The 13,734-nt window shown below is 69.8% G+C and carries 13 protein-coding genes; 5 read left to right on the top strand and 8 right to left on the bottom strand.

Annotated features, from left to right (window positions below; genetic code table 11):
• From V6M46_RS11500 to V6M46_RS11510, 3 genes are all read right to left on the bottom strand, one after another.
• Positions 1-545 (bottom strand): DEAD/DEAH box helicase (locus tag V6M46_RS11500; protein ID WP_332665062.1); only part of this gene is annotated, 545 nt, incomplete at its 3' end.
• Positions 535-804: a DUF3039 domain-containing protein gene (locus V6M46_RS11505; protein WP_442880502.1), complete on the bottom strand. Its 270-nt coding sequence runs from the start codon at positions 802-804 to the stop codon at positions 535-537. The genes V6M46_RS11505 and V6M46_RS11500, both read right to left, overlap by 11 nt.
• Before the next feature lie 32 nt (positions 805-836).
• Complete coding sequence (locus V6M46_RS11510) at positions 837-1,385, bottom strand: YqgE/AlgH family protein (RefSeq protein ID WP_332665064.1); 549 nt, start codon at positions 1,383-1,385, stop codon at positions 837-839.
• 61 nt (positions 1,386-1,446) lie between these two features.
• On the opposite strand from V6M46_RS11510, the gene V6M46_RS11515 reads away from it, so the two are divergent.
• Positions 1,447-2,205: a MerR family transcriptional regulator gene (locus V6M46_RS11515; RefSeq protein ID WP_332665067.1), complete on the top strand. Its 759-nt coding sequence runs from the start codon at positions 1,447-1,449 to the stop codon at positions 2,203-2,205.
• Positions 2,206-2,264: 59 nt separating this feature from the next.
• Here V6M46_RS11515 and V6M46_RS11520 read toward each other — a convergent pair whose 3' ends face one another.
• A complete protein-coding gene (locus V6M46_RS11520) occupies positions 2,265-2,723 on the bottom strand; it encodes a hypothetical protein (RefSeq protein ID WP_332665070.1) in 459 nt (152 codons plus the stop codon).
• 142 nt (positions 2,724-2,865) lie between these two features.
• Between V6M46_RS11520 and V6M46_RS11525 the strand changes: the two genes are divergently transcribed.
• Positions 2,866-3,516: a TetR/AcrR family transcriptional regulator gene (locus tag V6M46_RS11525; RefSeq protein ID WP_332665073.1), complete on the top strand. Its 651-nt coding sequence runs from the start codon at positions 2,866-2,868 to the stop codon at positions 3,514-3,516.
• 93 nt (positions 3,517-3,609) lie between these two features.
• On the opposite strand, the gene V6M46_RS11530 is transcribed toward V6M46_RS11525, so the two are convergent.
• Genes V6M46_RS11530 through V6M46_RS11540 form a run of 3 tightly spaced genes read right to left on the bottom strand, consistent with a single transcriptional unit; the run spans position 3,610 to position 6,083 of the window.
• The gene (locus V6M46_RS11530; protein ID WP_332665076.1) at positions 3,610-4,644 is read right to left on the bottom strand and encodes a DUF3048 domain-containing protein; all 1,035 of its coding nucleotides are present in this window, start codon (positions 4,642-4,644) and stop codon (positions 3,610-3,612) included.
• Between the two features lie 56 nt (positions 4,645-4,700).
• Positions 4,701-5,063: a hypothetical protein gene (locus tag V6M46_RS11535; RefSeq protein ID WP_332665079.1), complete on the bottom strand. Its 363-nt coding sequence runs from the start codon at positions 5,061-5,063 to the stop codon at positions 4,701-4,703.
• Between the two features lie 3 nt (positions 5,064-5,066).
• A complete protein-coding gene (locus tag V6M46_RS11540; protein WP_332665082.1) occupies positions 5,067-6,083 on the bottom strand; it encodes an OmpA family protein in 1,017 nt (338 codons plus the stop codon).
• A gap of 107 nt (positions 6,084-6,190) precedes the next feature.
• Between V6M46_RS11540 and V6M46_RS11545 the strand changes: the two genes are divergently transcribed.
• Positions 6,191-10,741 carry an ATP-dependent helicase gene (locus V6M46_RS11545; protein ID WP_332665085.1) on the top strand — a complete coding sequence of 1,517 codons (4,551 nt, stop codon included), beginning with the start codon at positions 6,191-6,193 and terminating at the stop codon, positions 10,739-10,741.
• Positions 10,734-11,513, top strand: a complete 780-nt coding sequence (locus V6M46_RS11550) for a DNA-formamidopyrimidine glycosylase family protein (protein WP_332665087.1) — start codon at positions 10,734-10,736, stop codon at positions 11,511-11,513. Before V6M46_RS11545 ends, V6M46_RS11550 begins: the two co-directional genes overlap by 8 nt.
• Here V6M46_RS11550 and V6M46_RS11555 read toward each other — a convergent pair.
• Entirely contained in the window at positions 11,510-13,006 is a 1,497-nt protein-coding gene (locus V6M46_RS11555; protein ID WP_332665090.1) for a flavin-containing monooxygenase, read from the bottom strand. The two genes, V6M46_RS11550 and V6M46_RS11555, sit on opposite strands and share 4 nt — an antisense overlap.
• Before the next feature lie 89 nt (positions 13,007-13,095).
• Here V6M46_RS11555 and V6M46_RS11560 point away from each other — a divergent pair, with 89 nt between their 5' ends.
• Positions 13,096-13,716, top strand: coding sequence for a vitamin K epoxide reductase family protein (locus V6M46_RS11560; RefSeq protein ID WP_332665093.1), 621 nt, complete (start codon positions 13,096-13,098; stop codon positions 13,714-13,716).
• Positions 13,717-13,734: the final 18 nt, after the last annotated feature.

Here is a 13,734-nt window from a genome sequence, read left to right on the forward strand (position 1 = left end):
GCGACGCTCGTCATGGTGCCGTCGTCCTGCGGGGCGTAGGTGACGAACGGGATCGGGTTGTCGTCGGAGCGGAACGGCGTGCCGGTCAGCGCGAGGCGCCGGACCGCGGGCTCGCACGCCTCCTGGACGGCGTCGCCCCACGACAGCGCATCGGCGGCGTGGTGCACCTCGTCGAGGATCACGATCGTCGCGCGGTGCTCGATGCGGGCTCGGTAGGCATTGGGGTTCGCGGCGAGCCCCGCGTAGGTCACGGCGAAGCCCTGGAAGTCCGAGCCGAGCACGCCCTGCCCCGCCAACGACGGATCGAGGGTGATGCCGATGCCCGAGGCTGCGAGAGCCCATTGGGTCTTGAGGTGCTCCGTGGGCGTGACGATGACGACCCGCTCGACGATGCCGCGCGCAAGCAGGTCTGCGGCGATCGTCAGGGCAAAGGTCGTCTTGCCGGCGCCCGGCGTGGCAACAGTGAGGAAGTCGCGCGGTTGAGCGCGCTGATAGAGCTCGAATGCCTCACGCTGCCAGACCCGGAGGTGCTGGCTACGCGTCACCCGAGGGGTCCCCCTGGTCGCCGTCTTCCATGCTCTCCCAGATGTCCTTGCACTCGGGGCACACCGGGAAACGCTCCGGATCACGGCTGGGAACCCACACCTTGCCGCACAGCGCGACGACGGGGTGACCCATGATCATGGCCTCGGTCAGCTCGTCCTTGGGGACGTAGTGCGAGAACTTCTCGTGGTCACCCTCTTCGGTGCGCATGTCGGTGCGCTCGTCGACAACCGTCTCTGTACCTCGCCCGAAGAAAGCCACGTCGTCAGTCTAACGAGTCGTGGGGACACGTGTCAGTTGGCGGAGGGATCGTCGGGGAATGTCGTCCAGAACCTCACGTCGTTGTCCTGGCGTCGCAGGACTTCACGCCACAGCGTCTCGGGCTGCGGCGAGATGAGATCGGAGTCGTACGCCTCGACGACGAGCCAGGCACCCTCCTCGAGCTCGGCCTCGAGCTGGTCGGCGCCCCATCCGGCATAGCCCGCGAACACGCGAATGCCGGCGAACTCGCCGCTGCCGGGCAATGGGCCCTCGAGGTCCACGAGGCCGACCCGGCCGGCCATCTGGCGCCAGCCGATCGGCGGGGCGACGTCGGCGATGACGCCCAGCGCGAGGGCCGAGTCCATCGCGACCGGTCCACCGTCGAACAGGCACACCGGTGCGTTGACGAGGCCGGCCCAGTCGGGCAGGACGTCGTCGACCTCGGAGTCGAGCGGCCGGTTGAGGATCACGCCGAGCGCGCCATCAGCGTCGTGGTCGAGGACGAACACGACGCTGCGCATGAATGGGCCGGACTCGATGGCCGGCGTCGCCACCAAGAGTCTCCCTCGCAACGTGTCCATACCTCCATGATGCCCCGTGCGACCTCACCGCGCCTGCAATGCGCAGGCCTATGATTCGTGCATGCCAGAGGACGCCGCGGACGGCGAGGAGTACACGGTCGACGAGCTCGCCGCGCGAGCCCAGATGACAGTGCGCAACGTACGTGCGTACGCCGGGCGCGGCCTGATCGAGGCGCCACGACTCGAGGGGCGTACGGGCTACTACAACCGCGAGCACCTCCAGCGGCTGCAGCTGATCCGTCAGCTGATCGAGCGAGGCTTCACGCTCGCGGCGATCGAGAAGGCCATCCTCAACGCACCGCATGCCGCCGGGCACACCCTCGATCTCATCACGATCCTCGACCAGCCGAACACCGCCGAGCCCGAGGTCATGTCGCGCGACGACCTCGCGGCGCTCGCCGGCGTGCACCGTGACGACACCCTGATCGAGTCGCTCGTCGGGCTTGGCCTCGTCGAGAAGCTCGACACCGACCAGGTCCGTCTGATCGAGCCGGCCGTCGTACGTTCGGGCGCCGCTGCGGTGAAGCTCGGGCTCGCGCCGGAGACCGTGATCGCCCTGTTCCCCCTGCTGCAGTCGCACCTGCGGACCATCGCCGACGCGTTCGTGCAGGAGGTCGTCAAGGAGCTCGTGCAGCCGTTCATCGACGCGGGCATGCCGGAGGAGGACTGGCCGCAGGTCCTCAGCGTCGTGGAGAGCCTGCTGCCGATCGCGAGCCAGGTGACGCTCGGGATCTTCCGCTCGGAGTTCCGCGAGGCGATCGACGTCGAGGTCGGCGAGCAGATCACCGGTATCGGGTCCGAACGGACCGACACGAAATAACCCCGCCCGGCACCAGAGGGAGGGAGGTGCCAGGCGGGGTGGTCTGCGACCGGAATTTCCTAGGCAGCCCTGACGGCGCCGACCACGGACTCACGAGCGGAGTTCATGATGCGGCGACCGTAGACCGTCAGATCCGGGTGGCTCATCGGCACGCCGGCGGATGCAGCCAGGAACGCCTGTTCCTTGGCGAACGCCTTGGCGAGCGCGGTCTCGTGGATGTGGGCGTCGAGCAGGGCGCGGGCACCGGGCATCTCTGCGGCGGTGTTGACCCATGCCGTGACGGCCATCAGCTCGGGTGACTCGACGCTCTCGGTGACGAGGCGGTCCAGCTGCCCACTCAGGCGCTGGAACCAGGTCATCTGGAGGTCGAACAGCAGCTCGGTCTCGTTCGCGAAGGCTTCGCGGCCCTCGTCGACCGTGTCGAGCAGTTCGGTGAGTGTCAGGTCGCGGCGCCGATCGGCGATCGCGAGCAGGTCACGGAGTGTTTCCTTGCGACGGTTGTAAGCATCCCAGGTCATGGTGTGCTCCTTTCTGTTCCCGTCGGATCGAGAGTTCCATACTCTCGGTACGTACTCTCAGTATGTTCCATACCGGCATCCTTGGCAAACCCGCGGTATGTGATTCGCCCCACCTGCGCGTTCGGGCCTTAGACTTGTCCGTATGCCACACCACGCACGCGTGACGAAGAACGTCCTGCGTACCGCGCGCAAGACCACGCGGCGCCAGGATTACTCCTCGAGCACCAAGCGCGCCCTTCTGGACAGCGCCACGACCCTGTTCACCGATCACGGCTATGCCGGCACCTCGCTCGACGAGGTCGTGGCGGCGGCCCGGGTCACCAAGGGTGCGCTCTACCACCACTTCCCCAGCAAGCTCGCCCTGTTCGAGAGCGTCTTCTTCCGCGTGCAGGAAGCCACGACCAACGACGTCGAGAAGGCCATCAACGCCTCCAAGGACCCCTGGGAACGCGCCCAGATCGGCCTCGCGAAGTTCCTCGAGGTGTGCCGTGAGCCGCAGTTCCGCCGCATCTGCATGCAAGAGGGCCCCGTCGCCCTGGGCCATGAGCGCTGGGCCGAGGCCGAGCGTGCCTCGTCGTTCGGCATCGTGCAACGCACCGTCGACGACCTGCTGGCCGACCTCGGTGGCGGCGGCGAGCTCAACGAGGCGTTCGGCGCGGTGTTCTACGGAGCGATCCGCTCGGCGTCGGAGTTCGTCGCCGACGCCGAGGACCCGGAGGCCGCCAGCGAGGACGTGCAGGCGGCGATCGGTACGATCCTCGCCGGCCTGCGCCTGCTGCCCGCGATCGACTGACGTCCCGGGATCGATCACGCGAGCACTCGCGTCACGAGGTCTCGATACGCCGACTCGCAGAGCTCGCTGGCTACTCGACCGGCGAGGTGGTGGTCAGCCGAGGGTGACCTTGCCGTCGCCCTGCGGCACGAGCTCGAAGAAGACCCGGCCCGGATCGATCGTGTAGGGCTCGCCGGCCTTGGTCGAGAACGTGATCGACTCCTCGAGGCTCGGCTTGAGCCACTCGACCTCGGTCACGGTGTCACCGCGGAAGACCAGCGCCCGGCCCTTGCCCTCGAGCTTGGTCTCCGGCACCGGGTTGCCCGCCGGGTCGGTGTAGCCGGCATCGCCGACCTTGCAGAACATCACGATCATGGTGTTGGCCTTGAAGTCCTTGCCGGGCGCCGCGTGGCCGTTGGTCCGCTGCCACGTGTCGCCGGCGAGCTTCCACGACGTCGAAGTCGAGTTGGAGAAGCGTACGGTCGCCTTGCGGGTCTTCTTCTGCCGCGGCGGTGCCGGTGTCGTTCCGCTCGCCGCCGGGGTCTTGGTCGCCGACTCCGTGGGCGTCCAGGGCAGGTAGGGCCCCGGGATCTTGTTGACCTTGGCCTTCTTGGCCAACGTCTTGAGGTTGATCATCCGGTTGTAGGGCCGGGACTTCGCGGGGTCGCTGCTGAAGCCGGGTGCTCCGCCGTCCTCGGAGAACACCTTGATGCCGGCGCGCTCGACCCGCCGGTAGGTTCCACCGGCGCCACCCGAGGCCACGACCTGGCCGCCCACCGGGGCGGCGATGCCGATGTCGGTGTCGCGCAAGGAGCGGACGTGGCCGACCTTGGACGGCAGGTTCGAGTAGTAGAGCGCCGCGAGCCTCGTCAACCCGCCCTCGACGAGCTCCTCGACGACCATGTCGGCCTTGTTGAGGCCGTACTGTGGCGCGCCGTTCGCGGTGTTCTCGATCTTGACGACGAACACCGGATTGTCCGGCCGGCCGTTGGGCAGGGGCCGACCCGTCAGCGGTGAGATCTCGACGAGCTTCTTGGCCGTGCCCTTCGAGGCGTCAGGCGTCGTCGGCTCCTTGTCCCCGTCCGACGAGGAGCAGGCGGTCAGGGTGAGGGCGGCCGCGGTGACGGCGACGAACAGGCGCAACTTCATGCCGCCCAGCATGCCTCATGCGCGAGTCGCCCCGGCGTACCCCCTCGCGCCTGTCGTCACGTGTTGTCGGGCTCCGAGGGCGGCGTGGCCTTCTTGGCCGGTGCCTTCTTCGCCGGGGTCTTCTTGGCCGCCGCCTTCTTAGTCTTGGCCTTGTTGGCCGGGGTCTTCCTCGCGGGCGCCTTCTTGGCGGCGGCCTTCTTGGCGGCGGCCTTCTTGGCGGGTGCCTTCTTCGCCGGAGTCGGCTCGGCCGGCGCGGCAGGCTCGGGTTCGGGCTGCGCCGGAGGCTCAACCGTCGGGGCGGCGGTCGTGCGCTGCCTCGTACGCAGGACCAGCTCCCGGGCGATCCATCCGAGGGCGAAGCCGAGTACGGCCGCCAACACCAGCCAGACGACGATCTCACCGAGTGTGTAGCCCGACATGGCTCAGCTCTCCGTCACGACGAAGTCGACGCGGTGGAACCGCTTGGCCGAAGCCTCGGCGGTCCGGCTGTCGGACGCGAAGGTCCTGGTGCTGACGCGCGCCGCGTCGACTCCCGACCGGACCAGGTACGCCTTGACCGTCGCGACCCGCGCCAGGCTGAGCACCTCACCCGCGGGCGGGTCGACCGGCCCGGCATGCCCGCCCGCCTCGATCGCGACGGACGGGTTGCGGCGCAGGACGTCCGCGACGGCGTCGAGCACCCGCTCGTACTCGGCGCCCAGGTCCGAGCTTCCCGGCGGGAAGTACAGCGTGGAGCCGTTGAGCACCGCCGCGTCCGACTCCGAGAGGCTGCCCGGCTCGATGTCGATGCGACTCACGACGTCGAGGTCAGGGGCCGCCACCGCGACCTTTCGGCGTACGTCCTCCGCACCGGCCCGGCTCTCGATCGATCCGGCCAGCTCCAGCACACCCGTGCCGTCGATCGTCAGCTCGAGCCGTTTGACACCGACGAGGTCGCCGAACACGTCGGGCAGCCGGTCGATCCAGCCGGCGGAGCCCACCGCCGGATCGATCACGAGGTCACCGGTGACCGGGACGGCGAAGTCCTCCGCCACACGCACCTTGATGCCGGCCGCGGCGTCGGAGTCGGGCACGGTGCCGCTGATCGTGAGGCCCGCGCCCGCGTGACGGAGGTCGAGGGTCGGCGTCGTGTCGGGCGGACGCTGCGTGGGGGTCACGGCCGTCGAGATCGCGACGTCGGCCAGACGGACGCCTTCGATGCCCTCGACGATCAGCTCGGCCTTGCCGAGGTCGTCAGGGCTGCCGCCGGTCAGCACCGCCTCGCGACCACGGAACGTGACGTGAACGTCGGGGAGGTCGGCAGACGCGAGCGACCGCTCGGCCTTGGCCTCCAGGTCAGCGGCGGCTGACCGCGAGCCGAGCACAGCGCCGGTGGCGATCACCACGAGGAGGGTGGCACCGACGAGGGCGGCGAGGCCCTTGAGCCGCTTCTCCGACACTCCCGCTCCTCTTGCCTGGACGTCTCGACGAATGCTCAGACTAACCGGCCGGGAGTCCAGGACGAGGTGCCCGGGCGCATGTCGGTGGCGACTGCCACGATGGGAGAATGACCGGCACGCTGAGGAGTTTCGCCCCTGCCACACGGCAGTGGTTCGACGAGTCCTTCGAGGCGCCGACCCCCGCGCAGCTCGGCGCGTGGGACGCCGTGGCGGGCGACGAGCACGTCCTGGTCGTGGCGCCGACCGGCTCCGGCAAGACCCTCGCGGCGTTCCTGTCGTCGATCGACCGGCTCATGCATGCCGATGAGTCCGAGGGCACGCGCGTCCTCTACATCTCGCCACTCAAGGCCCTCGCGGTCGACGTCGAGCGCAACCTCCGTTCGCCGCTCGTGGGCATCACACAGGCAGCGGCGAGGCGCGGCGACCGGTTCCGCGAGGTCACCGTCGGCGTCCGTTCCGGCGACACCCCCCAGCGCGACCGCCGAGCACTCGTGACGCATCCCCCCGACATCCTGATCACGACGCCCGAGTCCTTGTTCCTGATGCTGACCTCGGCGGCCCGCGAGACGTTGCGCACGGTCGAGACCGTCATCGTCGACGAGATCCATGCCGTCGCCGGCACCAAGCGGGGCGCTCACCTGGCGCTGTCGCTCGAGCGGCTCGACGCCCTCCTGCCGGAGCCGGCCCGCCGCATCGGCCTGAGCGCGACCGTACGCCCTCACGACGAGGTCGCCCGCTTCCTCGGCGGCTCCGCACGGGTCACGGTCGTCGCTCCGGAGGCCGCGACCCGGCTGGCGCTCGAGGTCGAGGTGCCGGTCGACGACATGACCAGCATCCCGGCGCCTCCACGCGATGAGGGCAGCGGTGGACGGGCCCTCGACGAGGACGAGCAACCCCGGGGCAGCATCTGGCCGCATGTCGAGGACGCCGTGATGCGCCGCGTCCTCGAGCACCGGTCGACCATCATCTTCGTCAACTCCCGCGGGGTCGCGGAGCGACTCACAGCGCGGCTCAACGAGGCCTACGCCTCCTACACCGGCGCTGAGAGCGCCGCGCCCGGTTCCGGACGTCCCCCGGCGCAGCTCATGGGCGGGAGCGCGCAGAGCTCTGGTGCCGAGGCGATCCTCGCGCGGGCACATCACGGATCGGTCAGCAAGGAGCAGCGCGCCCTGATCGAGGACGAGCTCAAGACCGGCCGCCTGCGCTGCGTCGTCGCGACGTCGAGCCTCGAGCTGGGCATCGACATGGGCGCGGTCGACCTGGTCATCCAGGTCTCGTCGCCGCCGTCGGTCGCCAGCGGGCTCCAGCGGGTCGGCCGGGCGGGACACCAGGTCGGCGAGATCTCGCAAGGGGTGACGTTCCCGACCTCGCGCCAGGACCTGCTCGGCGCCGCAGTCACGACCTCGCGGATGCAGCAGGGACTGATCGAACGCCTCGACATACCGGCCAACCCGCTCGACATCCTGGCCCAGCAGACCGTCGCGGTGACGGCGCTGGAGCCGATCGACGTCGAGGAGTGGTTCGACACCGTACGCCGCAGCGCGCCGTTCGCGACGCTGCCCCGGTCGGCCTATGACGCGACACTCGATCTGCTCGCCGGCCGCTATCCCTCCGACGAGTTCGCCGAGCTCCGCCCGCGGCTCGTGTGGGACCGCGACGCCGGCACGCTCACCGGCCGGCCCGGTGCGCAACGCCTCGCCGTGACGAGCGGCGGCACGATCCCCGATCGCGGGATGTTCTCGGTCAATCTCGCCGCCGGCGCCGACGACTCGGGGGCGAGCCGCAAGGTCGGTGAGCTCGACGAGGAGATGGTCTACGAGTCGCGCATCAACGACGTGTTCGCCCTGGGGGCCACGAGCTGGCGGATCCAGGAGATCACGCACGACCGGGTCATCGTGACGCCGGCATTCGGCCAGCCGGCCCGCCTGCCGTTCTGGAAGGGCGATGCCGTCGGTCGCCCCTATGAGCTCGGTGAGGCGATCGGCAGCTTCGTACGCGAGGCGGCCAACCTCTCACCCGCCGCGCTCGCGGAGCGCACGTCCGCCCTCGGGCTCGGCCGCCAGGCCTCGGACAACCTTGCGGCCTATCTCCGCGACCAGAAGGACGCGACGGGCCAGGTGCCGTCCGACCGCACCCTGGTGGTCGAGCGGTTCCGCGACGAGCTGGGCGACTGGCGCGTCGTCCTGCACTCGCCGTTCGGTCGCCGGGTCCATGCACCGTGGGCCCTCGCGGTCGCCGCACGCATCGAGGAGCGGTTCGGCATGGACGGCTCCGTGGTGGCGAGTGACGACGGCATCGTCGCTCGCATACCCGACACCGAGCTCGAGCCACCCGGCTCCGACCTGTTCGTCTTCGACACCGACGACCTCGACAAGATCGTGACCGAGGAGGTCGGCAGCTCCGCGCTGTTCGCCTCCCGGTTCCGCGAGTGTGCGGCACGGGCCCTGCTGCTGCCGCGCCGCAACCCGGGATCGCGCGCCCCGTTGTGGCAGCAGCGCCAACGCTCGGCGCAGCTGCTCGACGTGGCACGCAACCACCCGACGTTCCCGATCCTGCTCGAGACGGCTCGCGAATGCCTCCAGGACGTCTATGACCTCCCCGCCCTCATGACGCTGACCAGACGGCTGGCATCGCGGGAGGTCCAGATCGCCGAGGTCACGACCGAGCGCGCCTCACCGTTCGCCCAGAATCTCCTGTTCGGATACGTCGCCGCTTTCCTCTACGAGGGCGACACCCCCCTGGCCGAGCGTCGCGCGTCGGCGCTGACCCTCGACCCCACGCTCCTCGCCGAGCTGCTCGGCCGGGCCGAGCTCCGTGAGCTGCTCGACCCGGCGGTGATCGAGCACACCGAGCTCGAGCTGCAGCGCCTCACCGACGATCGGCGGGTCAAGGACGTCGAGGGAGTCGCCGACCTGCTCCGCATGCTGGGGCCGCTCACGACCGCCGAGGTCACGGCAAGGCTTCGGCCCGAGGTCGCTTCGCACGCCGTGGCGTGGCTCGACGAGCTCCAGCAGTCCCGGCGCGCCATCGAGGTCGCCATGGCCGGCGAGCTCCGCTGGGCCGTGGTCGAGGACGCCGGGCGCCTGCGCGACGCCCTCGGGGTGGTCGTGCCGATGGGCATACCGGAGGCGTTTCTCGAGGTCACCGCAGATCCACTGACCGACCTCATCTCCCGCTACACGCGCACCCACGGCCCGTTCACCACCGAGGAGGTCGCAACCCGCTTCGGCCTCGGCAGCGCCGTCGCGCTCCAGGTGCTGCGCCGGCTGTCGCGCGACGGCCGGCTGACCGAGGGTGAGTTCCGTCCCCAGGCGACCGGCACCGAGTGGGTCGAGCCCGGCGTCCTGCGACGGCTGCGGTCACGCTCCCTGGCCGCGGCTCGGCACCAGGTCGAGCCGGTCGACCCGCTGACCTACGCCCGGTTCCTGCCGTCCTGGCAGGGCGTGGGCGGCAATCTGCGCGGTCCGGACGGCGTGCTGACCGCGATCGACCAGCTGGCCGGGCTGGCGCTGCCGGCATCCGCCTGGGAATCGCTGGTCCTGCCGGCACGCGTGCGTGACTACTCCCCCGCGATGCTCGACGAGCTCACGACGGCGGGTGAGGTCATGTGGTCGGGCGCCGGCACGCTCCCCGGCAACGACGGATGGGTCCAGCTCCATCCGGCGGACCTCGTGCTGCGCGCCGCCGGGACCCAGCCACCCGAGGACGGCTCTCTGCAGGCCACGATCATCGATGCGCTCGACGGTCGCGGAGCGTTCCTGTTCCGCCAGCTCGCCGATGCGGTCGGCACCGATGACCACGGAGCGCTGGCCGAGGCGCTCTGGGACCTGGTCTGGTCGGGCCGGGTCAGCAACGACACATTCGCTCCCCTGCGTACGCTCGTGGGCCGTGGCGGGGCCCACCGGACCACACGGCCGGCGCCGCGGGCCCGCATCCACGGTCGGCGCACCAGATCACCTCGCGTCGCGCTGCAGGGTCCGCCGACCGTCAGCGGCCGCTGGTTTGCGCTGGCCGAGACCTCGAGCGACCCGACCAGCCTGCAACTGGCCCGCACCGAGTCATTGGTGGGGCGCTACGGCGTCGTGACCCGCGGGTCCGTCATGGCGGAGCAGACTCCGGGCGGGTTCGCCGGCGTCTATCGGGTGCTGCGCGAGCTCGAGCAGACCGGTGCAGTGCTTCGCGGCTACTACATCGAGACGCTCGGCGCAGCCCAGTTCGCGGCGCCGGCGACGGTCGATCGCATGCGCGGTCATGCCGGCGACGACGACCGGCCGACCGACGCCGCGGCGCTGACGCTGGCCGCGACAGACCCCGCCAATCCCTACGGCGCCGCTCTGCCGTGGCCCGAGCGTCGCACGGATGACGAGTCCTCCGGCCACCGGCCCGCCCGCAAGGCCGGCTCCCTCGTGGTGATGCACGACGGGCGCCTGGTCGTCTACCTCGAGCGCGGCGGCCGCAAGGTGCTGGTGTTCGACGACGACCCCGTCCGGCTGGCCGCTGCGGCCGACTCGCTCGTCGCCACGGTGCGCGCCAAGCGGATCAGCCGGTTGACGATCGAGACCGCCGACGGGCATCCCATTGCCTCCACACAGCTGGGCGAGGCGCTGCTCGAGGCCGGGTTCGAGCGCACGATCAAGGGCCTGCGAATCGATGCCTGAGGGCGACACCGTCTGGCGCACGGCCCGTCATCTGCACGAGGCGCTCGCCGGCCGTGAGCTGACCCGCACCGACTTCCGCGTCCCGGCCTACGCGACGGTCGACCTGCGCGGCTCGCGCGTCGAGGAGGTGGTCAGCCGCGGCAAGCACCTGCTGATCCGGACGCCCGAGCATTCGATCCACTCGCACCTCAAGATGGAGGGCGCGTGGCACGTCCACCGGCTCGGCTCGGCGTGGCGGCGGCCCGGTCACAGCGCCCGTGCGGTTCTCGACAACGACGAGTGGCAGGCGGTGGGCTACGCCCTCGGCATTCTCGAGGTGTTGGCGCGAGGCGACGAGACCACCGCCGTCGGCCATCTCGGCCCCGACCTGCTGGGACCCGACTGGGATCTCGACGAGGCCGTGCGGCGGGTCTCCGCCCACGCCGACCGCCCGGTCTACCTCGCGCTCCTCGACCAGCGCAACGTCGCCGGATTCGGCAACGAGTACGTCAACGAGCTGCTGTTCCTCATGGGTCTGGCGCCGACCCGCCCGGTCGGCGAGGTCGCCGACCTGGCGCGGGTCATCTCACGCGGGCGCCAGATGCTCGACCTCAACAAGTCACGGATCGACCGCTCGTTCACCGGCAGCACCCGCGCGGGCGAGGAGCGCTGGGTCTACAACCGAGAGCGGGCACGCTGCCGGCGCTGCGGCACTCCGCTGCGCAGTGGCAAGCTGGGCGACCGACCGACCGCCGAGCGCAACACCTTCTGGTGCCCGCACTGCCAGACCTAGGCGGGGACTGACACCTGCGACCTCGAGGTGAACACCATCTCCTGGTCGAGGTCGGTGCGCTTCATGTCGTACGAATCGAGCAGCCAGTTCTGCCGGATCGTCCACGGCGACGCCGCGCCCTGCCGGGGCAGCAGGTCCGCCACGCGAGTGACGTAACCCGAGGTCAGGTCGAGGATCGGTCGGGCCTGACCCGCCGCACCCTTCGGATCGGGCATGCCGAAGGCGTGGCCGTTGGCGTCGAGGTGGTTGATGAACCGGCACACGTACTGCGACGAGAGGTCGGCTCGCAGGGTCCACGAGGCGTTGGTGTAGCCGACGCACCACGCGAAGTTGGGGATGCCGCTGAACATCAGGCCCTTGTAGACGTGGACGTCGCGCGGGACGACCCGCTCACCATCGACCTCGATCTTGAGCTGGCCGAAGGCGACGATCTGGAGACCGGTCGCCGTCACCACGATGTCGGCGTCGAGGTGCTGACCGGAGTCGAGGGCGATGCCGCTCGGGGTGAGCTCCTTGATCGTGTCGGTGACGATCGACGCCTTGCCGTCGCGGATGACCCGGAACAGGTCGCCGTCCGGGACGATGCACAGGCGCTGGTCCCATGGCTTGTAGCGCGGCGTGAAGTGCACCATGTCGGCGCCTTCGGGCAGCTGGCGCCGGGCGCGCCCCAGCAGCAGCTTGGCCGCGGCCCGGGGGAACCGACGGCAGAACTGGTAGAAGCCGATCGTGACGATCGCGTTCTTGCGCCGGATCGCGCGGTGCGCGACGTTGGCCGGCAGGACCCTGCGCATGAGGTCCGCGACCTTGTCCTCCGCCGGCAGGCTCGTGATGTACGTCGGCGAACGCTGCAGCATCGTGATGTGCTCGACATCGTCGGCCATCGACGGGATCAGCGTGACGGCGGTGGCGCCGCTGCCGATCACGACGACCTTCTTGCCCGCGTAGTCGAGGTCCTCGGGCCAGAACTGCGGGTGCACGACCTGCCCGTCGAACGAGTCGACGCCGGGGAACTCCGGCTGATAGCCGGTGTCGTAGCTGTAGTAGCCGCTGCAGAGATAGACGAACGACGCGGTCTGGACGATCGTCTCGTCGCCGACGCGTGACGTCACGGTCCAGAGCGCGGCCTCGGACGACCAGGACGCCGACAGGACACGGTGACCGAACCGGATGTGCCGGGCGATCCCGAACTCGTCAGCCGCCTCCTGGATGTACGTCCTGATGTGCTCGCCGTCGGCGATGGACCTGGGGTTGGTCCACGGGCGGAACGGGAAGCTCAGCGTGTACATGTCGGAGTCCGAGCGGATGCCCGGGTAGCGGAACAGGTCCCACGTGCCGCCGACCGCGGAGCGCGCCTCGAGGATCGCGTACGTCTTGCCGGGGCACTGCTCCTGCAGGCGATACGCCGCGCCGATGCCGGAGAGTCCCGCACCGACGATGATGACGTCGACGTGTTCCGGGTTGATGATGTCCGCGCTCATGGTGACCTTTCGCATACCGTGGGTATGTGAACCCTAGCCCATGTGACGGATCAGGCCACGTGCCGGCGGAACCGGACTTGCTCACTCACCTTAAGATCACGGTTATGACCGAACTGATCGACGATGCCGACACCACCGGTGCGGACACCCAGGCGAGCCGAGGCCTTGGCCTGCTGCTGACGATCGGCGGCGCGATCGGCCTGCTCTCGGCGGCGATCCTGCTGATCGAGAAGGTCAACTTCCTCCAGGACAAGGCCGACGGCAAGCCGACCGATCTCAGCTGCGACATCAACGCATTCGTGAGCTGCGGCGGCGTCATCAACACCGATCAGGCATCCGCGTTCGGCTTCCCCAACCCCATCATCGGCGTCGCCGGCTTTGCGGTGGTCGTGACGTTGGGCGTCCTGCTGCTTGCTCGCGTGCACCTGCCCACCTTCATCTGGGGCGGGCTGCAGGCCGGCGTCCTGTTCGGCATCGGCTTCGTGACGTGGCTCCAGAGCCAGAGCATCTACGACATCGGCAAGCTGTGCCCGTGGTGCATGGTCGTCTGGGCCGTGACGATCCCGATCTTCATCTGGGTCACGGCGCGCAACCTGCGGGCGTACGCACCCAGCAACCCGGTGTCCCGCTTCGTCGGCGACTGGACGATGTTGATCTGCACCCTCTGGTACGTCGTCCTGATCGCCGCGATCTGGTTCAAGTTCGGCGAGAACCTCTGGGCCTAGGCGACCGCGTCGGCGACC

The organism is Aeromicrobium sp. (assembly GCF_036676885.1).
In the GTDB taxonomy this organism is placed as follows: Bacteria; Actinomycetota; Actinomycetes; order Propionibacteriales; family Nocardioidaceae; genus Aeromicrobium.